Below are 21145 nucleotides of genomic sequence, written 5' to 3'. Positions count from 1 at the left end.
GAACATGCACCTAAAATTACAGATATAAGCAATAATAACAAGACCTTTTTCAACATAAAATTCCCCCAAAATAAATTTCCTACGACTTATTAAAACATCTACTTAAAATAACCTGCCCCTATACTTCAAAAAAGGTGCAATCTTCTTCTTGAAGAAATGCCCCCGTTATTTTAAGTGTATTTATTCACAATTTCGATTAAAAGTAAAAAAATAAAGGTTGAACATATTATTTTCAACCTTTTAACTAGTTTGTTATAAATTTTTTTAACAACTTTATGTCTGTATCATGTTCAGCCACTTTCACAGCCATACTCTCAACACTAGTTTGATTTTCAGTGTTACTAGCAACTTGTTTTGATACATTATCTAATTTTTCTATAATTACCTGTTGACCACCCTCAAGCCTCTCCAAACGTTCATTTAATGGTTGTAGCTTCTCGTCTAATAAAGATGAAAACATATTAATGAGTTCTTTATTTTCCATATCTTCACCACCTAGAATTATTATATCAACTTTTTAATGTTTTGTGGTAAACAAAAAATATAGTTGAGGATAGTTTAGTAATATTGGCTAGAGTGTTTAAAATATTCAATATAACAGGTTTGTTTATCCTTAGAAAAGGAGTAGTAAACAATGAACCTATCTACGAGGATTTTATGACTGCCTTTCCATTCTAGTTTATCTGCTCTTGTACTTGTACCAAGTGTCTGATTCTTATCCTCAATACGTTCTAATAACCTTAATTTATTTTCAATGGTTTCACTATAGGAAAAATGCTGACTTTTAATATTCTCAAATGACTCCTTTGTGTTTTCTAACCAGATAAATTCCATATTATATTTGGCCACTCCGAATCATTTCTCTCATTTCCTCAGAAGTGTAATAACTCCCTTCTTCAATATCCTTTTTAGCTTGTAACAATTTTTGTTTTAACTCTGGATTTTTTTCAACATCTTCTACTACTGTTGTTTCAAAGTCGTCTTTATTATCAATTGCAACAATTTTATACTGCCGTCCATTAAATTCAAATGACTGATCTTTGTCTTGAATAATATCTTCTAAAACTCTTGCAGCTTCACCATCAACTTTTTTCATATATCCCTCCTTACTTACCATTTTTGTTATAGTATAGTATCTTTTTTAAAAATTAATGTTCTAACTTAGGATTAAATACCGAATCAATTAACGGGTAATATTTCTCAGTTTTCCGATTAAGTACGTGTACGATGTTGTTTTACAGTCATTGCAATTCCTACGATTATTTCAAGTATGGCTAAACCTAATACATATAATCCAATGGAAGGAAGTGACAAAATCCCCAAAACAATATGGAAAGCAGCTGCAATATATAAGCCTATCGGTTTCTTTAAATATAAGCTAAAAAACGCATAAATTAATACAGCTACTATAAGTCCCACAGTTATCCAAGAAACCCAAGATGTCATCAAATCTCCTCCTTATGTCGTGTTTTTATTTAATGTTACAATCTGGACTGTTTCACTAATCTCCTAATAAAAAGGGTGCGATTGCCTTCTGGAAGAAAAGCACCCGTTACTTGAAAAGTAAACCTACTTTTTCCTGCTCTCCTCTAATTCTGAACGTATCTTTTTTAATTCCTCAGTCTGCTCAAGGATATTATTATTAACTTTTCTTATTGCATCATAAATCGCAAATAAACCAGCAAATAGTAGTACAAAAATCAGTAATTCCAATTCTTTCCCTTCTTTCTGTTATGTATTAAAATTTCGCTAAAGCACCCTATTGTTTAATAAATGATCATTAAAGTTTCAACTTTAAGCCTTCATGTGTTGCTTTAAAACCTAACCGTTCATAAAATTTTAATGCATCTGGTCTTGTTTTATCAGTTGTCAATTGTACTAAATGACAACCTCGTTCTTCTGCTCGTAGAATCGCCCACTTTATAAGTTCAGAACCTACACCCTTCCCCCTTACAGAAGCCGATGTTCTCACCCCTTCAATAGTAGCTCTCCATCCACCTTGATGTGTCATATAAGGTGTAAAAGTAATTTGTAGTACCCCAATAACCTCAATGCTGTTACAAGCCACTACTAACTCGTTATTCGGGTCAGATTTAATAGCCTTAAATGCATTTATATAACTATCAGGAAGTGGTTGCTCATAACGTTCACGCTTACTTCCTAATACATCGTCTGCAAGCATTGCAACGATACTATCTAAATCATTTTCAGTAGCCGTTCTAAACTGTATTTTTGTCTGCATCAACTTCCCACCTTTTACAAGTTGTTAGAATCTCTATTCAACTAACCTGCCGTTAGTTGAATAAACCTATCTTGTTTTCTATCTAAATTTTACCATAAAATCCCAGAATCCCTTTCTGAAAACAGAACCAATCATTATTAACACCACATAACACACTGAAAATAACATAGCTTTTAACAGTTGCTATATCAATAAAAACAGGAGTACGAAACGCTATGCGATTTGTACTCCTATTTTGTGTGTTCTTTATTGTTTTCTCTCTTAGAACAGAACCCGTTACTAATAGAAGGAGGTCTATACGAACGATATACGGCAAGTATTCAGTTAGAAAGAAAAAATGCTTCCAATCTTTTTCTAAAACTTGATTTGCGTCAATTTCATTTCGTTGAACCTGAGCTATACTTAAATTGTAAAGAAGAAGAGATAAAACAAATAAAATTATAGATAAGATGAAAGGAGAATCATTCATGCAAAAAGCAGTTATTCAATTAGAAACATTATCTTGTCCATCTTGTATGCAAAAGATTGAAAATGCCGTGAAAGGATTAAACGGGGTTGATCAAGACAGCTTAAAAGTCTTGTTTAATGCAAGTAAAGTAAAAGTAGAATTTGATTCAGCTGCAATCGCTATTAACGATATCGAAACGGCAATTGAAGACTTAGGATACCCTGTCATCAAAACCAAAGTAAAATCTGCCTAAGACAAATACTCCCACAAAAATATACAGAGAAAGAAGGAAATAATAATGGCTGAGAAAACATTTAACGAACTAGTAACAAACTATTTTGAGAAACTGGATTTATACACTACGGCAATTACACGAGCCCATGGTAAAAATCACCCAGAAGCATTTGAAGTACGTGAGTTATTCGAAAAGATCAATGAAAAAGTAAAAGCTACTGGTGCAAACAAACCTGAATTGGACGCAGAATTTACGCAGTTACGTAAAATCACAGACAACTATACCATTCCTGGAGATGTATGTGAAACATATGCAGGTACCTACGAAATGTTAGCAGAAGTAGACAAAGCATATCAGGCTTAAAATAATTCAAACCATAATGATTAGTAAAAAGTGAAAGGAGAAATGATTGATGCAAAAAGCAACGATTCAATTAGAAACTTTAGCTTGTCCATCTTGTATGCAAAAGATTGAAAATGCGGTGAAAGGAATAAATGGGGTTGATCAAGACAGCTTAAAAGTATTATTTAATGCTAGTAAGGTAAAAGTAGACTTTGATTCAGAAGCAGTCGCTCTTAATGATATCGAAAAGGCTATCGAAGACCTCGGTTATCCTGTCGTCAAATCAAAAGTAAAACCTGCCTAATCTGTATGTCATTAGAATGAACGAGTCTGGGAAAAAAGTATTCTAACCTAAGTAAAGTCCGAACACCCGCTTCGAAAATACACTAGTACAGTGATATGTTCGACTTTAGGATAGACACTTTTAATTTTCTCCCAGCCTCTTTTTATAAAAAGGGAGATGTTATTTTGGAACAAAATCAATGTTGTCATCACCACCATGGACATGCACAGTGTGTTCGTCTAGTTCCTATCTTTAATCACCTCGAGGATCACCAAATGGATATGATTGCAGCCTCTGCGAAAACACTTCATTTACAGAAAGGTGAAATGTTATTCCATGCAGGTGATGAAGACAACACCTTGTATATCATCAATACAGGTAAGGTTCGAATATATCGTCTATCTGATTCTGGAAAAGATCAACTTGTGCGAATGTTAAACCCAGGAGATTTCACAGGGGAAGTAGCCATTTTTCAGCCTGGAAGCGTACATGAGAACTATGCAGAAGCATTACAGAATACATCTATTTGTCTAATTAAACAAGACGATCTACAAAAGTACTTAATAGAATATCCGCAGATTTCATTAAGAATTCTTTCCGAGGTTACTATAAGGCTGAAAGATTCTGAAAAACAAACGACACAAGTTGCTATTGAAAATGTGGAATCTCGTATTATATCCTTTTTAGCTGAGAATGTTGAAAAAGGGAGTAGCAATAGTCCAACGGTTACCTTACCAATGTCAAAAAAAGATTTAGCTTCGTATCTTGGTACAACACCAGAAACGATTAGTCGTCGATTTTCTTCTCTTGAACAACATGGGCTCATCAAACAGTTACCGAAAAAGAAAATTAAAATAATGGATTTAGATCAACTGTTGCTTCATGCTGAATAATGAAGATGTCGAATGATAAGGGGGGGTCAATCCCTCATTACACGACTACTTTAAAAGTAGTCGTGGTCTTAACACCTAAGTTCGCTAAGGAATTCACCGCTAGTCACGACCAATCGTATTATTCAACTTCTCGCGATGTCTATCCTTCCGTTCATCGCAAAAAGATGCTTCTTTTAGCAGTGATGATAAATTATAATACCCGATTATCATTGAAAATCTTTAAAAAAATATATAAGATAACTGTTAGGATCCATTACTTGGAGAATGGGATTTAACAGGAGTGTGAAAATATGAAGAAACTGATTTTTAGTCTAAATTTATCTTTTATAATGGTGTTAACATTAACTGCTTGCGCGGACTCAAGTAGTAGTATAAGCCCCGCTGATGAGTTCAAAGAATACAAGACAGAAGGCATCGAGCCAATCTATGAAAGATCCCAAGAACTCTCCGAAATGAGTGGACATTTTACAACAATAGTCGATCAGCCTGAAAAAGCCTACAATTATCTAAACGATAACATCATTCCCTTCGTAGAGGATACAAAAGAATTAGCACAAGACTTAAATAGTAATCTAGTAAATCAGGAAATAAAAGATTTAAATGAAATTTCTCTAAAACAGTTAGATTTACTAATTGACTCCTTCTCCAAACAAGCGGAAGTAGTAAAATTAAACACTCCACCAGTAGATGATGAATCGTATAATCAGTCTGAAGAAATTTACATGGAAGTGATAGACTTGCAAGAGGAAATTGACCAAGTTATAGAAGCGTATAATGCAAAGATTGATGAGTTGGAAGAAAAATATGGTGTATGAGGGACAGGAATCTGTCTCTTTTTTTAGATTAAGAACAGTAAAAAAAGAAGCTTCACAGAAGTTTGCTCAACTTATGAGAATTTTATTATTTCAAATATAAAAGCAGAAAAAATCCAGTACTACAAATAGTACTGGATTTTTCTATTCAATGCACCTGTTGCAAATTAGATACCTTTATCTTCTCCATCTAATAATTCCAATAATGATGCGTCTAGTTGGTCTACATTCTTTTCCCTTCTCCTAAAATTATTTACTGGATCTGCTTCATCTAAAAACTTCCTAACATCCTTATCACGCATAAAATCAGCCAAAGGGTATTTATGCGTAAACCAATGATCATCACTATCATATACGGTGGCATAATTATCGATCGCTTTCTTTAAATCTTCCAAGCTATAATCTTTCAACCTTGCTTGAATAGCTCGCCTCATAGGATCGGTTAATTTTTTGTGACAAATAATATTTTTAGAAAGATAGTGAAGGAATAAATCATGAATATTATTATCTTCTCCTTCCCTTTCTATTTCTTTTTCTCTTTCTTCCACCGAGTCTATCGATACCCTATCGATACGGTATCCATACGCTTGGCACTTTTCATGAAAAAGCTTAATAAAATAAGGTGTCTTAACTTTTTCGAGTTCTTTTTTTATAAAGGAAATAACTTTCGGCGAATTAATCCAATTAAACTTTATCCAATTCATTATCATGATTTCCTTCGTTGATTTTTCATAAAGGATTTTTCCGTATTCTTGGAAACGCTCCAACAACTTCCATACCGTCTCCCTGTTGTATCCTGTTTCTATTTCGATAATACGAAGAGGCAGCTCATATATTCCACATTGTGTTGTTTTACTATTCGTCATTAAGTATAAATAAAAATACTTCTCCTCTGGTGTTAAATCCAATACAAAACCATCTTGCCAAAATTCAATATGAACTTGTCTATATTTAGCCATGATTCTCCTCCTTATATAATTTAAAATGAATAAATAATTTTGCCTTTCTCATAGAATGTAGACTTACATCCAATATTTCCACCTCCATAACTATATTCGAATCTCGTATATGGTTAGGTGGGATATATTTGGATTTTTTAAATATTTGTAGGTTGAGTTATGGAGAGAAAGTTAAGAGGATTTCTACAAATATCTTGCATAAAATGAAGAATTGAACTTGTTATTTATAGATTGATTAAATCTTTGATAGAAAAGAGCAGCACATATTTTTTCTTCACTTGATAAAATGAATCCATATTGGAGAAATAAATGTGTAAAAAAAGACTCCCCAAAAGTTTTACTTAAACTTTTGGGGAGTCTTTATATAATTTTCAGGTGGTTAGCAAAATGTGAGCATTTCACTCACATTTCACTTACAAACCCACTCATATCAAGGGTTGGGGGGCGGTATTACATCATGCCGCCCATTCCACCCATGCCGCCCATATCAGGCATTGCAGGTGCTCCGCCTTCTTCTGGGATGTCAGCTACTACTGCTTCCGTAGTTAGGAACATAGCAGCTACAGATGCAGCGTTTTGTAATGCAGAACGAGTAACTTTAGCAGGGTCAACGATACCAGCTTCAACCATGTTTACCCATTCTCCAGAAGCAGCATTGTATCCAATTCCTACTTCTTCGCCTTTTAGACGTTCTACAATAATAGAACCTTCTAATCCAGCATTTACTGCGATTTGACGTACTGGTTCTTCGATTGCACGTAGGACAATGTTTACACCAGTTGCTTCATCGCCTTCAACATTTAATTCAGCTACTTTATTATAAACGTTAATGTAGGCAGTACCACCACCAGCTACGATACCTTCTTCTACAGCAGCACGTGTGGAGTTTAGAGCATCTTCAATACGTAGTTTACGTTCTTTTAATTCTGTTTCAGTTGCAGCACCAACTTTAACTACAGCTACTCCACCAGCTAATTTAGCTAGGCGTTCTTGTAATTTTTCTTTATCGAATTCAGAAGTAGTTTCTTCAGCTTGAGCACGGATTTGAGCTACACGGCTAGAGATAGCTTCTGGATTTCCAGAACCTTCAACAATTGTTGTATTTTCTTTGGTTACAACAACTTTAGCAGCACGTCCTAATTGCTCGATGCCAGCACTCTTAAGATCTAGTCCAAGATCTTCTGTGATTACTTCACCGCCAGTAAGAACTGCGATATCTTCTAACATTGCTTTACGACGATCACCGAATCCTGGTGCTTTAACAGCAACTGCATTGAATGTTCCACGAAGTTTGTTTACTACCAATGTAGCAAGTGCTTCGCCTTCTACATCTTCTGCAATAATTAGGATTGGTTTACCTTGTTGTACGACTTGTTCAAGAACAGGAAGTACTTCTTGGATATTAGCAATCTTCTTATCAGTAATAAGAATGTATGGATCTTCTAAAACAGCTTCCATTTTATCTTGGTCAGTAACCATGTATGGAGAAGCATATCCACGATCAAACTGCATACCTTCTACGACATCTAACTCTGTGTTGAAACCTTTAGATTCTTCGATAGTGATAACACCGTCGTTACCAACACGTTCCATTGCTTCTGCAATCAATTTCCCTACTTCATCATCAGCAGCAGAAATGGATGCAACTTGTGCAATAGATTCTTTACTTTGTACTGGAGAAGAAATAGATTTTAATTCTTCTACTGCAGTAGCAACAGCTTTTTCAATCCCACGGCGAATTCCAACTGGATTTGCACCGGAAGTTACGTTTTTAAGTCCTTCACGAATCATAGCTTGAGCTAGAACTGTAGCAGTTGTAGTACCGTCACCAGCTACATCATTTGTTTTAGATGCCACTTCAGATACTAGTTGTGCACCCATATTTTCAAATTGATCTTCTAATTCAATTTCTTTTGCAATGGTTACACCATCATTGGTAATTAGTGGTGAACCGAATTTTTTATCTAGAACAACGTTACGACCTTTTGGCCCTAAAGTTACTTTTACTGCATCAGCTAATGTATCTACACCGCGTAACATTGCACGGCGTCCGTCTTCACTAAACTTAATTTCTTTAGCCATGTAAACATCCTCCTTAAAATAGTAAAATAAAAAATGGAAAAACTAAGTATAATTAAACTCTTACCTTATTCAACGATAGCTAAGATGTCATTTTCACGTAAAATTAAGTATTCAGTACCTTCGTATTTCACTTCAGTACCCGCAAATTTTGAAAAGATAATACGGTTACCTTCAGCAACTTCTAGTGGTACTCTTTCCCCACTATCCAATACACGACCTGTACCTACTGCAACAACTTTACCTTCTTGAGGTTTTTCTTTTGCAGAGTCTGGAAGTACGATACCGCTTGCAGTTTTTTCTTCTTGTTCAACAAGCTCGATAATAACACGATCTCCTAATGGTTTAATCATGTACATTAGCCTCCTTGACTATCTATCTTTTTTTATTTTTGATTTATTAGCACTCACCACAAGCGAGTGCTAATCACAATTATTATAATAATTAATTCACTGAAAAATTGCAAGTATTGTTCACCCATTTTAATAAATTTTTTTTAAAAAATGAATTAAAGTCATTCAAGTTTAGGTAGAAACCATAATTATGTTAAAATAGCTCTTATGAACAATTTACTAAGCTTTCTTTTATTGAAATTTAACTTTTTCATTATAACTGTTAATAGATATAAATATACTTATTATTAATAGCTATTCTCTAAGAATTTGTTGCTTTTTTAAGTCATTATAGAGTTTTTCATAAATAGTTGGTACTATATTACCGCTACGGAAATACACTACGCTTTCTATCAACCCCCGACAACATGAAAGCAACAAATTAAATGTAAGTATATTCACACAAAAGGAGTCGTTTTCTATTGCCTAAACGTTATTGGTACGTCATTTTAACGTATATCCTTACACAATTATCAAGCTTTCCTGCAGCACTTATTGCTTACAATTACTTTTCTGATAATTACACAGAAGTTGTTATTTATTGGAGCATTTTTAGTTTTCTTGTAGCACTTATTATTTCACTTTGGTTACTAAAACCAGATATGCAAATGCCTCTTCATCGTGATGCTTCAAGTTCTAGCCATGTGATTATTTGGGCAATCGCTGGTTTTTTCATGGCGTATATTGTACAAGTCGTTGCGTCCTTGATAGAGATTAAAGTTCTTGGAATTGAAGCAGGTTCTCAAAACACACAAAATATTATGGGGATTACACGTGCAATCCCATTGTTTATGATCGTTCCAGCTATTATCGCACCTGTCTTAGAAGAAGTTATTTTTCGAAAAATAATCTTTGGCAGTCTCTATAAACGAATGAATTTCTTTTTTGCAGCCTTTTTATCAGCCTTAATATTCGGTGCTATCCATGGCGAATTACAACATTTGCTCGTTTACACTTCGATGGGATTTGTTTTTGCTTACTTGTATGTAAAAACAAAACGGATTTTAACCCCCATTCTCGTACATGCTGCACTGAATACGATGACTGTTATTGCACAATACTCCATGACGCCAGAGGAAATACAGAAACAACTAGAACAACTGCAGATGATTCTATTTGGAGGGTAATTAATGAAAATATCACTACTGCATAATGCAGTTTTTTTCCTAATCTTAGGTATTATGTTTATTTTTATCGCTATTCAAACAGCAACAGATTCGGTTTGGAATATCACAACAATATTATTAGCTGGTGTTGCCACATTTGACATTGGCGTTGCTATCCAATCCATTCGGGTTCATTGCCGAATAAAAAAGAAGAAGAAAAAAAAGTAGTGCATGATTTCATTGCACTACTTTTTTTAAAGCTCTTTTCTAAAAGATTGTTGCTTTTTAACATGACATTAACTTATATCTATATGTAGACTGTAAACATATTTAATTCAGAATAGTATTGCTCTCGCTTACACTTATGATTAGTTTGTGCGGTCATTCGCTCCAGCAGAATACTTGCGGTTCGCGGGCATGGCCTCAGCCTCCTCGCGGAAAAAACCGAAACTGCGGCTGCGGGTTCTTCAGACTCGTGCTCTTCACGCAGGAAAAAGAGCATCGGTGAGACTGCGTAGTGAGGGAACTACTTGAATAATCTTCCTTGTTCCCTTGCGCCGAGAAAGCCCGCTTCGAAGCATTACTGGAAGACGCAGGCGCACACGCTTTTCAGCACGAAGGAGGCTCACCAGCTCCCCTAAGGTGCGCGTAGTGTATTTCCGTAGCGGGGGTTAGCACACCCACTACTATGAATTCTAATTATCCGCAATTTCTATCATCAACAAAAGATCAAAAAGCAACAAACAATACTAAAAGAGCCTTTTTTTAATATAATGTGAATAACAATACAGACTTACTCTTTATCTAATGGATAGTGTTTTAAGAAATAAACCAGTGATTGAAGTTCCACTGCTAAATCAATATGATGAACACGAACATGATTTGGCACCGTTATTCGTGCTGGTGTAAAATTCAGAATTCCGTTAACGCCTTCATTTACAAGTTTTTCAGTAATTACATCTGCCTCTGACGCAGGAACAGTTAAAATGGCAACACGAGTTCCTTCCAACTTTTCGTTTAATTCATCAATATGATATACCGGTACCCCATCAATGTCCGTCCCAACTTTGTTCGAATCAGCATCAAATGCCTTTGTAATACGGATATTATTATTCTTCATAAAACTATATTTTAGAAAGGCAGTACCTAGATTACCCGCACCAACCAATGCTACTTCCGTAATTTCATGGTGATCCAATGTACTCCGGAAAAATCCAAGTAAATACTCTACATTATACCCATAGCCTTTCTTCCCCAAAGCCCCAAAGTATGAAAAATCTCTACGAATGGTTGCAGAATCTACTTTTACAGCTTCACTTAATTCCTTGGAGGATACTCTTTTTTTACCTTGCTGATTTAAATTATTTAGAAACCGGTAATATAGCGGCAGACGTTTGGCTGTAGCTTGTGGTATCTTATTTTGCTCCATCGTGTTTCCTCTTTTCTTTCAAAAAATTTGTGAAGTTATCTATTACCTCTATCTTAACAGATATTTCACAAAATGTCGTGATATTTTTCACAAATTATTAATGTTGTTGGATAATTACCAATAGGTTAAACTAGATTTATTGGGGTGAATTCACAATGATACTAATGCAACTTAATGGATTATCAAAATCTTTCGGTGCCGAAGAGATTTTATCAAACATAAAGTTAGAGATAAAGGAAAATGATCGTATAGCCATTGTAGGAAGAAATGGTGCTGGCAAATCAACACTATTAAAAATTATGGCGAATCAACTTTCTTATGATGAAGGAGAACTAATTAAACCAAAGGATCTGACACTTGGTTATTTATCACAACATATGTCCTTGGAATCAGGAAAAACCATTTGGGACGAGATGCTTGAAGTTTTCACATCCTTATTAGAACAGGAAAAGCAACTACGAACATTAGAAAAGCAAATGGAGCAATCATCTAACCTTTCTGAGGAAGCATATGAAAAACTATTAAAAAACTATGATCGAATGCAAGTTAATTTTCAGTCAAATGGCGGTTATACTTATGAATCTGATATTAAAGCGGTTTTAACTGGTTTAAACTTTCAAGACTATGATTATGAAACACCTATCACAGACTTAAGTGGTGGGCAAAAAACCCGTCTAGCGTTAGGGAAACTTCTACTGCAAAAACCTCAGCTTCTTATCTTGGATGAGCCGACAAACCATTTAGATATTGAGACTTTATCATGGCTGGAAGGTTATTTAGCAAGTTACCCAGGTGCCGTAGTGATTGTATCACATGACCGTTATTTCTTGGATAAGACGGTATCGATTGTCTATGAAATATCTCGTCATAAAACGAAAAAATATCATGGATCTTACAGTAAATATCTTGAACTAAAAGCCCAGGAATATGAACAGGATTTAAAAGCATTTGAAAAACAGCAAACCGAAATCAAAAAAATGGAAGATTTTATTCAACGGAATATTGTCCGTGCCTCTACAACGAAACGAGCGCAAAGCAGAAGAAAGCAGCTCGAGAAAATGGAGCGAATCGATAAACCATTAGGTGATGAATCCTCTGCATCCTTCTCATTCCAAATTAATCGTCGAAGTGGCAATGATGTGTTAAAAATTAATGACTTAGGATTTAGATATGATGGAGAAAATGAGAACTTATTCTCCAATATTAATGTACATGTTAACCGTGGCGAACGGATTGCACTGGTAGGGCCAAATGGAGTAGGTAAAACCACTCTTCTTAAGGTTATTTTAGGTAACCTAAAACACTCTAGTGGCAACATTCAAATTGGAACGAATGTTCAAATTGGCTACTATGATCAGGAACAAGCCAATCTATCTTCTTCTAAGTCTGTTTTGAATGAACTCTGGGATGAGTATCCTACGGTAAACGAAAAAGATATTCGTACGATTTTAGGAAATTTCCTTTTTTCTGGTGATGACGTATTAAAGCCAGTTCAAGCATTAAGCGGTGGCGAAAAAGCACGTCTTGCACTCGCCAAACTAATGATGCAAAAGGCAAATTTACTTATTCTAGATGAACCTACAAACCATTTGGACATCGACAGTAAGGAAGTTCTAGAAGCTGCTTTAATAGACTTCCCAGGTACGATTATCTTTGTTTCCCATGACCGCTACTTTATCAATAAAATAACCGATCAGGTGGCGGAAATGAATCGTGATGGCATTACAGTTTATTTAGGAGATTACGATTATTATCTAGAGAAAAAAGCGGAAGAAGCCGAACATCAACGGTTAGAACAGGAAGCAATGCCTGTTCAAAAAAATGAACCTGATAAAAAACGAAGCTATAAAGAAGAAAAACAACTTCAAAGTCAACTTCGTAAAAAACAGCGTCGAATAACAGAGTTAGAGGAAACCATTGAGAAGTTAGAATTGAAAATAGCAGAATTAGAAGAAGAAATGACCAAGCCTGAAGTTTTCCAGGACCATGAAAAGTCATTCGAACTGAATGAGGAAATAAACCAATTAAAACAAGAAACTGAGAACCTAATGGAAGAATGGACAATACTGCAAGAAGAATAATTAGCTTTGTTAAGCTATAATGAAAGTAGGTAAATGCTTATTTTACCTACTTTTATTTTGGATACTTTTATACTGTAAGGATAATCCTAATGATATCCCCTTTAACCGTGGAGGTTGTAAAAATGATCGTGGCAATCATAACACTTATCGTTTTAATCTTATTGAATGCTTTTTTTGCAGCTTCAGAAATAGCTTTAATAGGATTAAATGATAACAAAGTGAAGAAAATGGCAGACTCCGGCGATAAAAAGGCCAAATTGCTCTATAAACTTATCTCTGAGCCGAGCAGATTTCTAAGCACCATACAAATTGGGATAACGCTTGCTGGTTTTCTTGCCAGTGCTTTTGCAGCTGACTTCTTTGCTGAGCCACTGGCTAATGCTTTACATAATTTAGGTGTACCGATAGCAATAGGATTACTAGAAACCATAGCATTAATCGCAATTACCATCCTATTATCCTATTTTACACTCGTATTTGGAGAACTCGTTCCAAAGCAACTTGCTCTTCATCGTGCAGAAGTAATTGCAAATTTTGCTGTGAGACCTCTGACAATTCTTTCTAAACTCACGTTACCTATTGTTAAACTTTTAACCTTTTCTACTAATATGGTTGTAAAACTATTTGGTGTGGACCCGAACGAACAAAGTGAAGAGGCGACAGAAGAAGAAATTAGACTGCTCGTCGATATTGGCGGAGAACGTGGAACTATTCGAGAGACTGAAAAGTTAATGATTAATCGGATTTTTGAATTTAATGATAAAGAAGTTTCCGATATCGTAACTCACAGAACCAACATGTCTGCTCTTTCTATTGATACCACGTTCCATGATTTGCTTAAACGAATCACCGAAAAAGGATATACACGATTTCCGGTATTTGAAGATCATATCGATAATATCATTGGTGTATTACATGTAAAAGATTTATTTGATTATGTACAAAATAATGAAAAAGACTTTCAGTTAAGGAACTATATACGCAAACCATTTTTTGTATTAGAGTCTTTAACGGTGGATGAACTGTTTACCGTTATGCAAAAAAATAACGTTCATATTGCTATCGTTTTAGATGATTATGGAGGAACAGAGGGCTTAGTAACCATTGAAGATGTCATAGAAGAAATTGTCGGAGAAATTTCCAGCGAAAGCAATGATGCTGGAGTTATGGAGGAAGAAATAACGAAACTGGACCAGGATAAATACGAAATAAATGGTACCATTCATCTTTGGGAACTGGGGGACGTTTTCGATACAGAATTCCCAACGAAAGATTTCGACACCTTAAGTGGATTTCTCATTGGCAAGCTAGGTTATATCCCTTCAGAAGAGGAACGTCCAGTCATTGAATATAAGAATTTCGTTTTCGAAGTAGCTGAAGTAGCCGACAATCGGATTGAAAAAGTTATTGTACAAATAGTGGAGGAAAAGAACGAAAAAACTACGGAATAATTACATTCCGTAGTTTTTTTCTTTACGTAAGGCTCCTTTTTAAAAAATCGTTGCTATTTAACACGACTTTGCTTTCCATTTTACGTAGACTGTAGATTACTTTAATTAAGAATAAATACTTAATGGAGTGCAATGTTCATTTACGCTGCACTTAGTCGCTTTTCGCGGGAATTTATAGCACTATACTAGCGAAGGAAAAACACGGAGACTCCTGTGGGAGGAAAGGCATCGATGAGACCCCGCAGAGCGTTAGCTCGAGGAGGCTCAGCAGCCGCCCACGGAAAGCACAGTGTATTTCCGTAGCGGATATAAAGCACTATTCTTAGCTAAAAATTAGGAATTTCTATTAACTTGTAAAAGTCCAAAAAGCAACATACTATACGAAAAGATTCTTACTTAAATAAATAATCATTCTGAATGGTTTGTTCTACTGATATTCGATAGATAACTCCTAATCCTATCATTGTGGATAAGACGGAACTTCCTCCATAACTTATCAACAGTAATGGAATCCCTGTGATTGGCATGATTCCTAAAGTCATTCCGATATTTTGGAATACATGAATAAGGATTAGACTTAGAAAACCAAAACTGTAATAGGATGCAAAAGGAGAGTATTTATAAATACTTAAACCTAATGTTACCAGTTTGTATAAGAGTAAAAAATAAAGAAAAATTACTAATGCACTGCCTATAAAACCAAAGCTCTCTCCAATGACCGAAAAAATGAAATCCGTTTGTGCTTCTGAATAATATACTTGGACACCATTTAGTCCTTTTCCAAAAAGTTGACCAGAACCGAGTGCCATATGGGCTCGATCAAAGTGCCAATTGGCGTCACTCGTTGTTTGCGTTGGGTCAAACCAAGTGAGAATTCGATTAATTTGATATGCTTCAATCCCCAACAATTCGTTAGCAAGCGTAGGAAACTTAATAATAAATCCCAGCAAAGCACCACCAGCAGCCCCAACTACTACAATTAAACTGGTAATAATTTTCCAACTAATCCCTGATAATATAATCATCATTCCTAATATAAATAAATACACCATAGCCGTACCAAAGTCAGGCTGTTCAAGAATTAGCAAAACTGGAATTGCCACCGTAATCACTAATTTCAATAGTAACAAGGAATCTGTTTTTAGATTTGATACATGATATTTCTCTTTGTGCAAAGTAATAAGTCGCGATAGATACAAGATAGTTGTTATTTTTGCAAATTCCCCTGGCTGCAAAGATAATCCCGGCAAAGTGAACCAACTTTTAGCACCATTCACTGGCTTAGCAATCGACTCTGGACTTACTAATAGGATGATAAGGACTACTATTCCTGTAATATAAACATAAAGGCTCCCTTTATATAATTGTTCGAGATCTAAATATTGCATAGCTGCAACCAATAGTGCACCAACAGCAAACCATATAATCTGTTTAATTACAAAATTACCGCTTTCGTACTGTTCCAGCTGCTGTGCATTATATATAGCCAATAAGCTCACACAGACAAACAAAATAAAAAGCGTAATCAAGTCTGTCTGAAAATAATAAGATTGTTTTTTATTCAACGTACAATCACCAAATTTCTATCCTGTAATTAAGTGAAAAATGAAATCAACTCCCATTTATCCACAAGATTAGTCGCTATATGTTTAAATTTTGTTACAGTAAAATTTCAAGTTTAGTGGATAACTACTATCCATGTACACTATCCACAGTTATAATTGGGATTTATTGTTGGTATTATTAGTTATGAACAAACTTATGCACATTATCCACACCTGAAGTAAGATTTATCCACAAAAAGTAATCAACAGCATAAATCCTTATTTTATACTCATCAACATACTTATGCACAAGTTTGTTGATAACTTTATCCCCTTTACTAAACATCGACAAAGTCTTACTTTAACAGTAATGAAGCATTTGCGTTTAAGTCAGATCCTGCTCGTTTTCCTTGCTCAAAGTTGATGGTTCCAGCAGCAGCAATCATCGCTGCATTGTCCGTACATAGTTTTAATGGTGGAACTAATAACGGAATATCTGTTTGAGCAAACTTGTCCTCTAATTCCGAGCGCAACCCTTTATTGGCAGCAACCCCACCTGCAACAATGACTTGATTAACATTATATTCCTTAGCAGCGCGCAACGTTTTTTCAGTAAGTACTTCAATCACACTAGCTTGAAAGCTCGCAGCAATATCTTCATCTTTTAATGTTTCCCCGCGTTGCTTCGCATTATGAATTTTGTTAATAACAGCTGATTTTAATCCGCTAAAGCTAAAATCATAACTCCCCTCTTCTAACCAAGCACGTGGAAAATCAATTGACTCCTTGCCTTCTGCAGCTAATCTGTCTATATGAGGACCTCCTGGATAGGGAAGTTTTAGCATTCTTGCTACCTTGTCATATGCCTCACCAGCTGCATCATCCCTTGTTTCACCAATTACCTCATAAGCTCCATGTTCTTTCATTAAAATAAGCTCCGTATGCCCTCCGGAAACAATCAATGCCAATAATGGAAATTCGAATTCCTGTTCCAAACGATTAGCATAAATATGACCAGCTATATGGTGAACACCAACTAGCGGCTTTTGTTTGGCAAAAGCTAATGCCTTCGCTGTATTTACACCAACTAGTAATGCCCCAACTAGTCCTGGTCCCTCCGTTACTGCGATTGCATCTATATCTTCCCACGTTAATCCGGATTCCTGAATGGCTTCTTCCAAGACGATTGTCATTTGTTCTACATGGTGTCTGGACGCTATTTCCGGAACTACTCCCCCAAAACGTTTATGACTTTCTATTTGCGAGGCTACCACATTAGACACAATCTCCGTTCCATTTTTCACGATTGCAACTGCCGTTTCATCACAACTTGTTTCAATTCCTAATACAAATGTATCTTTAGTCATCTTAAATTCACCCACATAACCATAGCATCTTCTCCGCTATCTGTATAATAGTTTTTCCTTATTCCACCAGGGACAAGACCAAATTTCCTGTACAACTTTTGGGCAACAATATTGGAGACCCGTACTTCTAATGATAATCGCTTCACTCCAATATTCGTCAACATTTGCATGACAAAGCCAAAAAGTTTTTCCCCTAATTTACATCCACGATAGTCAGGCATAATGGCAATATTGGTAATCTGTGCGTCATCTATGACTATCCACATCCCAACATACCCAACTATTTTTTCGTTTACTTCCAGCACATAATAATGTGCATGTGCGTTATCGACAATTTCCTGATAGAAAACATCGGTTGTCCATGGGGTTGTAAAAGAAGCTTTTTCAACTTCCATCACTTGATTCACATCTTTAAGTTCCATATCTCGTATTACAATTTCAGCCATTTTACTTCTTTTCCTCTTGAGCCTTTATCCAATTGGCTTCTGCTTCAGCTAGCCGTAAATAATTTGGAGTTAATCCATGCGTATTATCCGGTTCTTTATTCAATCCTGCTAATCCTAAGAAGCCAGGATTTGCCAAATGATACGGACCATCAGGCAGAACTGCTAAATCCTCTAGCACATCATGTATTCTCTCTTTATGTAAAGCTAAATCAGGACTTAAAAATAAAGTTTTTTCTCCGGCCTTCTTTAACTTATTCAAGGCTTCTTCCATTGAGATATTCTTTTCTTCATAAACTAAATTTAATTTATCTTCTTTCCACTGATAAATTCCAGTGAACACAAGTCCGCGTCTAGCATCAAAAAATGGACAAATATAACCATCAAAAAATCGCCCTTGATAGGCAAGAACCTCTAAACTTGAAACACCTACTACAGGAATGCCAAGTGCCCATGCCATTGATTTTGCAGTAGACAGACCGATACGAACTCCTGTATAAGACCCGGGACCTTTTGCAACAACTATTCGATTTAATTGGTCCGGAGTTAAAGAAACTTCTTGCATTAGCTGCTCAATAGCAGGCATTAAGCGTACAGAATGGTTCTTAGCTATATTAGTAACTATTTCACCTATTACCACATCATCTTTTAAAATGGCCACACCCATTACTTGATTAGACGTATCAATTGTAAGTACATACATTGTATATAAACTCCTAACTCCTTAATTCACTTATAACCGAATCAAAATGGGAACTAGTGGAAGAAAATTCAATTGTTCGACTATCCCCTTCATCGTAATTTATGTTAATATTTAATCGTTCTTCTGGAAGATATTCCTCAATAAATTTTGCCCATTCTACCACAGAAATACCATGACTATTGAAGTACTCATCGAATCCAATATCTTCCTCAGAATTTTCTAAACGATATACATCCATATGGTACAAAGGTAATCTTCCTTCATATTCCTTAACTATAGTAAAGGTTGGGCTATTTACAGTTCGTTTCACACCAAGCCCTTTGGCCAAACCTTTGGTGAAAGTCGTTTTACCTGCACCAAGGTCTCCCTCTAACGTCAATACATCTCCAGGCTCCAGTAAAGACGCCAATTTTTCACCGAGTAACGCTGTTTCGTTAGCATTATTCGTTACTAGTTGATGTTTACTCATCATCTCACCTACCTTAAATGGTTATACCCTTTTTTCAATATCTTCTCTATTTTATTGTTACGATTAAGGTAAACACCCGCTCTTTTATCTGTATCTACATATCCGATTTTTGTAACTTTTAGATTTAAATTAGTAGCAATTTGCATTATTTCTTCCCAATTATCTTCACTTACTGTCCCTATTAATTCAAAGTCTTCCCCACCGTAATATTTCCATTTATGCTGCAACTCGTAGGGAAACTGTTCATAGGTAGAACTTACAGGAACCATGCTATCATCTATATAAATAGTGACATGCGATGCCTCCGCAATTTCATTCGCCTCACTTGCAATCCCATCACTAATATCATTCAATGCTACACGTGAAATCCCTGATAATCCCTGAGCAAATTCCACCCTTGGGCTAGGCATTATATGTCGTTTTATAAAATAGTCTGAATTTCGATAGCTTGCCTCCGCCTCTTCGGTTAATATATGAAAACCAGCTTGAGAATCACCTACATTACCAGTTACAAACATTATATCTCCAGGCCTAGCATCACTTCGATAACGTGCCATTCCTTTCTTAGTATAGCCAATTACTGTAATAGAAAGGCATAATTCTTTTCCCGATACCGTGTCCCCACCAATTATATCTGTGTTATAAGTCGTAGCCAATTCTTTCATACCATTAAAAATAGCGGTTATTTCTTCCATTAACCAGTTTTCAGGGATGACAATAGAAACAAGATAGAATGCAGGATTCGCTCCCATCGCTGCTAAATCACTTAAATTAGCCGCAAGTGCACGATATCCTATATAATAAGGATCCATCGTTGCTTTAGAAAAATGAATCCCATCAACGAATGTATCTACAGCAGTAACTATATCTTCATTGGAAAACCTAAAAACTGCAGCATCATCACCAATACCTTTAACTAAAGAGGTTTGATGGTACGTTTGTTGTTTAATTGATTGAATAAATGAGAACTCGTCCATAAAACATCAGCCTTTTCTCTAGTGAACTATTCTTATGATAGCAAAAAGACAAGCGAAAAGGAAAAAATAACTAGCTATAGGGAACAAGTAATTTCAAGTACGAACTTTAATTTTTGAACACTAAAAAACACACGATTTTATGCAAATCATGTGTATTCACTATATGTATATATTATTTTAAAAGTGGCGGTCCGGACGGGACTCGAACCCGCGACCTCCTGCGTGACAGGCAGGCATTCTAACCAACTGAACTACCGGACCAAATGTTTTATCCAACAGAATTAACTAGGTAGTTAGTTGAATTATTTGGTTGCGGGGGCAGGATTTGAACCTACGACCTTCGGGTTATGAGCCCGACGAGCTACCAGACTGCTCCACCCCGCGATATGATAATATATTAAATTAATCTCATGCATGTTTTCTTGAAAAGCACTTAAAAACCTGACCTCTGCATCTTCTAGCTAATTCTAAGAAGCTGAATGCTTCGAGGTTACTCGCAGATTATCCGGTGGATGTAGTGCTCGTTGCTCCACCCCGCGATATGATAATATATTAAATTAATGAAAGCCTGGCGGCGTCCTACTCTCGCAGGGGGAATCCCCAACTACCATCGGCGCTGGTGAGCTTAACTTCTGTGTTCGGCATGGGAACAGGTGTGACCTCTCCGCCATCGCTACCAGACAATTCATTTTAATAAGGGCAAGATATATTATATGCTATTTTCTATAGAAAATGCAAGGTTTTATACCTTAAAAACTAAATAAGAGTAAATCTAAGACATCATGAAGAAGTTAGTTAAGTCCTCGATCGATTAGTATTCGTCAGCTCCACGTGTCACCACGCTTCCACCTCGAACCTATCAACCTCATCGTCTCTGAGGGATCTTACTC

General features: G+C 35.7%; 25 protein-coding genes, 2 tRNA genes and 2 rRNA genes. 9 read left to right on the top strand and 20 right to left on the bottom strand.

The window, feature by feature from the left end:
- Nucleotides 1-244 precede the first annotated feature (244 nt).
- The 6 genes from D8M06_RS19040 to D8M06_RS19020 form a co-directional block, all read right to left on the bottom strand.
- Entirely contained in the window at nucleotides 245-484 is a 240-nt protein-coding gene (locus tag D8M06_RS19040) for a hypothetical protein (protein WP_121206166.1), read from the bottom strand.
- A 74-nt stretch (nucleotides 485-558) separates the two neighbouring features.
- Entirely contained in the window at nucleotides 559-834 is a 276-nt protein-coding gene (locus D8M06_RS19035) for a hypothetical protein (protein ID WP_121206165.1), read from the bottom strand.
- 1 nt (nucleotide 835) lies between these two features.
- Entirely contained in the window at nucleotides 836-1096 is a 261-nt protein-coding gene (locus D8M06_RS19030) for a hypothetical protein (RefSeq protein WP_121206164.1), read from the bottom strand.
- A gap of 116 nt (nucleotides 1097-1212) precedes the next feature.
- Nucleotides 1213-1446, bottom strand: a complete 234-nt coding sequence (locus tag D8M06_RS19025; protein WP_121206163.1) for a hypothetical protein — start codon at nucleotides 1444-1446, stop codon at nucleotides 1213-1215.
- Between the two features lie 123 nt (nucleotides 1447-1569).
- Nucleotides 1570-1713, bottom strand: a complete 144-nt coding sequence (locus D8M06_RS20025) for a hypothetical protein (RefSeq protein WP_170150283.1) — start codon at nucleotides 1711-1713, stop codon at nucleotides 1570-1572.
- Between the two features lie 67 nt (nucleotides 1714-1780).
- Nucleotides 1781-2242 (bottom strand): GNAT family N-acetyltransferase, encoded by a 462-nt coding sequence (locus D8M06_RS19020; RefSeq protein WP_121206162.1) that lies wholly within the window; start codon nucleotides 2240-2242, stop codon nucleotides 1781-1783.
- Between the two features lie 467 nt (nucleotides 2243-2709).
- Here D8M06_RS19020 and D8M06_RS19010 point away from each other — a divergent pair, with 467 nt between their 5' ends.
- From D8M06_RS19010 to D8M06_RS18990, 5 genes are all read left to right on the top strand, one after another.
- On the top strand, nucleotides 2710-2943 hold the full coding sequence (locus D8M06_RS19010) for a heavy-metal-associated domain-containing protein (RefSeq protein ID WP_121206160.1): 234 nt from the start codon (nucleotides 2710-2712) through the stop codon (nucleotides 2941-2943).
- Nucleotides 2944-2988: 45 nt separating this feature from the next.
- Nucleotides 2989-3288 carry an iron-sulfur cluster repair di-iron protein, ric gene (locus tag D8M06_RS19005; RefSeq protein WP_121206159.1) on the top strand — a complete coding sequence of 100 codons (300 nt, stop codon included), beginning with the start codon at nucleotides 2989-2991 and terminating at the stop codon, nucleotides 3286-3288.
- A gap of 49 nt (nucleotides 3289-3337) precedes the next feature.
- On the top strand, nucleotides 3338-3571 hold the full coding sequence (locus tag D8M06_RS19000) for a heavy-metal-associated domain-containing protein (RefSeq protein ID WP_121206158.1): 234 nt from the start codon (nucleotides 3338-3340) through the stop codon (nucleotides 3569-3571).
- A gap of 164 nt (nucleotides 3572-3735) precedes the next feature.
- The gene (locus D8M06_RS18995) at nucleotides 3736-4443 is read left to right on the top strand and encodes a Crp/Fnr family transcriptional regulator (RefSeq protein WP_241559002.1); all 708 of its coding nucleotides are present in this window, start codon (nucleotides 3736-3738) and stop codon (nucleotides 4441-4443) included.
- Between the two features lie 290 nt (nucleotides 4444-4733).
- Nucleotides 4734-5258 carry a hypothetical protein gene (locus D8M06_RS18990; protein ID WP_121206156.1) on the top strand — a complete coding sequence of 175 codons (525 nt, stop codon included), beginning with the start codon at nucleotides 4734-4736 and terminating at the stop codon, nucleotides 5256-5258.
- A gap of 164 nt (nucleotides 5259-5422) precedes the next feature.
- Here D8M06_RS18990 and D8M06_RS18985 read toward each other — a convergent pair whose 3' ends face one another.
- The 3 genes from D8M06_RS18985 to groES form a co-directional block, all read right to left on the bottom strand.
- Complete coding sequence (locus D8M06_RS18985) at nucleotides 5423-6214, bottom strand: replication protein (RefSeq protein ID WP_121206155.1); 792 nt, start codon at nucleotides 6212-6214, stop codon at nucleotides 5423-5425.
- Between the two features lie 450 nt (nucleotides 6215-6664).
- On the bottom strand, nucleotides 6665-8296 hold the full coding sequence (groL, locus tag D8M06_RS18980; RefSeq protein ID WP_121206154.1) for a chaperonin GroEL: 1632 nt from the start codon (nucleotides 8294-8296) through the stop codon (nucleotides 6665-6667).
- A gap of 65 nt (nucleotides 8297-8361) precedes the next feature.
- On the bottom strand, nucleotides 8362-8646 hold the full coding sequence (gene groES / locus D8M06_RS18975; RefSeq protein WP_121206153.1) for a co-chaperone GroES: 285 nt from the start codon (nucleotides 8644-8646) through the stop codon (nucleotides 8362-8364).
- A gap of 461 nt (nucleotides 8647-9107) precedes the next feature.
- On the opposite strand from groES, the gene D8M06_RS18970 reads away from it, so the two are divergent.
- Nucleotides 9108-9812 carry a CPBP family intramembrane glutamic endopeptidase gene (locus tag D8M06_RS18970; protein WP_121206152.1) on the top strand — a complete coding sequence of 235 codons (705 nt, stop codon included), beginning with the start codon at nucleotides 9108-9110 and terminating at the stop codon, nucleotides 9810-9812.
- 3 nt (nucleotides 9813-9815) lie between these two features.
- Entirely contained in the window at nucleotides 9816-10019 is a 204-nt protein-coding gene (locus D8M06_RS18965; RefSeq protein ID WP_121206151.1) for a YdiK family protein, read from the top strand.
- A gap of 565 nt (nucleotides 10020-10584) precedes the next feature.
- Here D8M06_RS18965 and D8M06_RS18960 read toward each other — a convergent pair.
- Entirely contained in the window at nucleotides 10585-11220 is a 636-nt protein-coding gene (locus D8M06_RS18960) for a redox-sensing transcriptional repressor Rex (RefSeq protein WP_121206150.1), read from the bottom strand.
- A 155-nt stretch (nucleotides 11221-11375) separates the two neighbouring features.
- On the opposite strand from D8M06_RS18960, the gene D8M06_RS18955 reads away from it, so the two are divergent.
- Nucleotides 11376-13301 (top strand): ABC-F family ATP-binding cassette domain-containing protein, encoded by a 1926-nt coding sequence (locus tag D8M06_RS18955; protein WP_121206149.1) that lies wholly within the window; start codon nucleotides 11376-11378, stop codon nucleotides 13299-13301.
- Nucleotides 13302-13423: 122 nt separating this feature from the next.
- Complete coding sequence (locus D8M06_RS18950) at nucleotides 13424-14752, top strand: hemolysin family protein (RefSeq protein ID WP_121206148.1); 1329 nt, start codon at nucleotides 13424-13426, stop codon at nucleotides 14750-14752.
- A 392-nt stretch (nucleotides 14753-15144) separates the two neighbouring features.
- Here D8M06_RS18950 and D8M06_RS18945 read toward each other — a convergent pair whose 3' ends face one another.
- The 10 genes from D8M06_RS18945 to D8M06_RS18900 form a co-directional block, all read right to left on the bottom strand.
- Complete coding sequence (locus D8M06_RS18945; RefSeq protein WP_121206147.1) at nucleotides 15145-16317, bottom strand: FtsW/RodA/SpoVE family cell cycle protein; 1173 nt, start codon at nucleotides 16315-16317, stop codon at nucleotides 15145-15147.
- A 335-nt stretch (nucleotides 16318-16652) separates the two neighbouring features.
- On the bottom strand, nucleotides 16653-17663 hold the full coding sequence (gene tsaD / locus D8M06_RS18940; protein WP_121206146.1) for a tRNA (adenosine(37)-N6)-threonylcarbamoyltransferase complex transferase subunit TsaD: 1011 nt from the start codon (nucleotides 17661-17663) through the stop codon (nucleotides 16653-16655).
- The gene (gene rimI, locus D8M06_RS18935) at nucleotides 17660-18109 is read right to left on the bottom strand and encodes a ribosomal protein S18-alanine N-acetyltransferase (RefSeq protein ID WP_121206145.1); all 450 of its coding nucleotides are present in this window, start codon (nucleotides 18107-18109) and stop codon (nucleotides 17660-17662) included. Before rimI ends, tsaD begins: the two co-directional genes overlap by 4 nt.
- A 1-nt stretch (nucleotide 18110) precedes the next feature.
- Nucleotides 18111-18809, bottom strand: a complete 699-nt coding sequence (gene tsaB, locus D8M06_RS18930) for a tRNA (adenosine(37)-N6)-threonylcarbamoyltransferase complex dimerization subunit type 1 TsaB (RefSeq protein ID WP_121206144.1) — start codon at nucleotides 18807-18809, stop codon at nucleotides 18111-18113.
- 13 nt (nucleotides 18810-18822) lie between these two features.
- On the bottom strand, nucleotides 18823-19278 hold the full coding sequence (gene tsaE / locus D8M06_RS18925) for a tRNA (adenosine(37)-N6)-threonylcarbamoyltransferase complex ATPase subunit type 1 TsaE (protein WP_121206143.1): 456 nt from the start codon (nucleotides 19276-19278) through the stop codon (nucleotides 18823-18825).
- A gap of 8 nt (nucleotides 19279-19286) precedes the next feature.
- Nucleotides 19287-20255 (bottom strand): thiamine-phosphate kinase, encoded by a 969-nt coding sequence (gene thiL, locus D8M06_RS18920; protein WP_121206142.1) that lies wholly within the window; start codon nucleotides 20253-20255, stop codon nucleotides 19287-19289.
- A 184-nt stretch (nucleotides 20256-20439) separates the two neighbouring features.
- A tRNA-Asp gene (locus D8M06_RS18915) sits at nucleotides 20440-20516 on the bottom strand.
- Nucleotides 20517-20562: 46 nt separating this feature from the next.
- Nucleotides 20563-20639 (bottom strand) — tRNA-Met (locus D8M06_RS18910).
- Between the two features lie 182 nt (nucleotides 20640-20821).
- Nucleotides 20822-20936, bottom strand: a 5S ribosomal RNA gene (gene rrf / locus D8M06_RS18905).
- Between the two features lie 110 nt (nucleotides 20937-21046).
- A 23S ribosomal RNA gene (locus D8M06_RS18900) occupies nucleotides 21047-21145 on the bottom strand; the annotation flags it as partial.

The sequence above is a fragment of the Oceanobacillus halophilus genome (genome assembly GCF_003628505.1).
In the GTDB taxonomy this organism is placed as follows: domain Bacteria; phylum Bacillota; class Bacilli; order Bacillales; family Amphibacillaceae; genus Oceanobacillus; species Oceanobacillus halophilus.
The sequence above is the reverse complement of the archived record's forward strand: the minus strand, read 5'-3'. Positions and strand labels throughout refer to the sequence as shown.

Bases quoted from the DNA above. Each gene is read 5' to 3' on its own strand.
- D8M06_RS19040 (WP_121206166.1), bottom strand. From the start codon at position 484: ATGGAAAATAAAGAACTCATTAATATGTTTTCATCTTTATTAGACGAG.
- D8M06_RS19035 (WP_121206165.1), bottom strand. From the start codon at position 834: ATGGAATTTATCTGGTTAGAAAACACAAAGGAGTCATTTGAGAATATT.
- D8M06_RS19030 (WP_121206164.1), bottom strand. From the start codon at position 1,096: ATGAAAAAAGTTGATGGTGAAGCTGCAAGAGTTTTAGAAGATATTATT.
- D8M06_RS19025 (WP_121206163.1), bottom strand. From the start codon at position 1,446: ATGACATCTTGGGTTTCTTGGATAACTGTGGGACTTATAGTAGCTGTA.
- D8M06_RS19020 (WP_121206162.1), bottom strand. From the start codon at position 2,242: ATGCAGACAAAAATACAGTTTAGAACGGCTACTGAAAATGATTTAGAT.
- D8M06_RS19010 (WP_121206160.1), top strand. From the start codon at position 2,710: ATGCAAAAAGCAGTTATTCAATTAGAAACATTATCTTGTCCATCTTGT.
- D8M06_RS19005 (WP_121206159.1), top strand. From the start codon at position 2,989: ATGGCTGAGAAAACATTTAACGAACTAGTAACAAACTATTTTGAGAAA.
- D8M06_RS19000 (WP_121206158.1), top strand. From the start codon at position 3,338: ATGCAAAAAGCAACGATTCAATTAGAAACTTTAGCTTGTCCATCTTGT.
- D8M06_RS18990 (WP_121206156.1), top strand. From the start codon at position 4,734: ATGAAGAAACTGATTTTTAGTCTAAATTTATCTTTTATAATGGTGTTA.
- D8M06_RS18985 (WP_121206155.1), bottom strand. From the start codon at position 6,214: ATGGCTAAATATAGACAAGTTCATATTGAATTTTGGCAAGATGGTTTT.
- groL (WP_121206154.1), bottom strand. From the start codon at position 8,296: ATGGCTAAAGAAATTAAGTTTAGTGAAGACGGACGCCGTGCAATGTTA.
- groES (WP_121206153.1), bottom strand. From the start codon at position 8,646: ATGATTAAACCATTAGGAGATCGTGTTATTATCGAGCTTGTTGAACAA.
- D8M06_RS18965 (WP_121206151.1), top strand. From the start codon at position 9,816: ATGAAAATATCACTACTGCATAATGCAGTTTTTTTCCTAATCTTAGGT.
- D8M06_RS18960 (WP_121206150.1), bottom strand. From the start codon at position 11,220: ATGGAGCAAAATAAGATACCACAAGCTACAGCCAAACGTCTGCCGCTA.
- D8M06_RS18955 (WP_121206149.1), top strand. From the start codon at position 11,376: ATGATACTAATGCAACTTAATGGATTATCAAAATCTTTCGGTGCCGAA.
- D8M06_RS18950 (WP_121206148.1), top strand. From the start codon at position 13,424: ATGATCGTGGCAATCATAACACTTATCGTTTTAATCTTATTGAATGCT.
- tsaD (WP_121206146.1), bottom strand. From the start codon at position 17,663: ATGACTAAAGATACATTTGTATTAGGAATTGAAACAAGTTGTGATGAA.
- rimI (WP_121206145.1), bottom strand. From the start codon at position 18,109: ATGGCTGAAATTGTAATACGAGATATGGAACTTAAAGATGTGAATCAA.
- tsaB (WP_121206144.1), bottom strand. From the start codon at position 18,809: ATGTATGTACTTACAATTGATACGTCTAATCAAGTAATGGGTGTGGCC.
- tsaE (WP_121206143.1), bottom strand. From the start codon at position 19,278: ATGAGTAAACATCAACTAGTAACGAATAATGCTAACGAAACAGCGTTA.
- thiL (WP_121206142.1), bottom strand. From the start codon at position 20,255: ATGGACGAGTTCTCATTTATTCAATCAATTAAACAACAAACGTACCAT.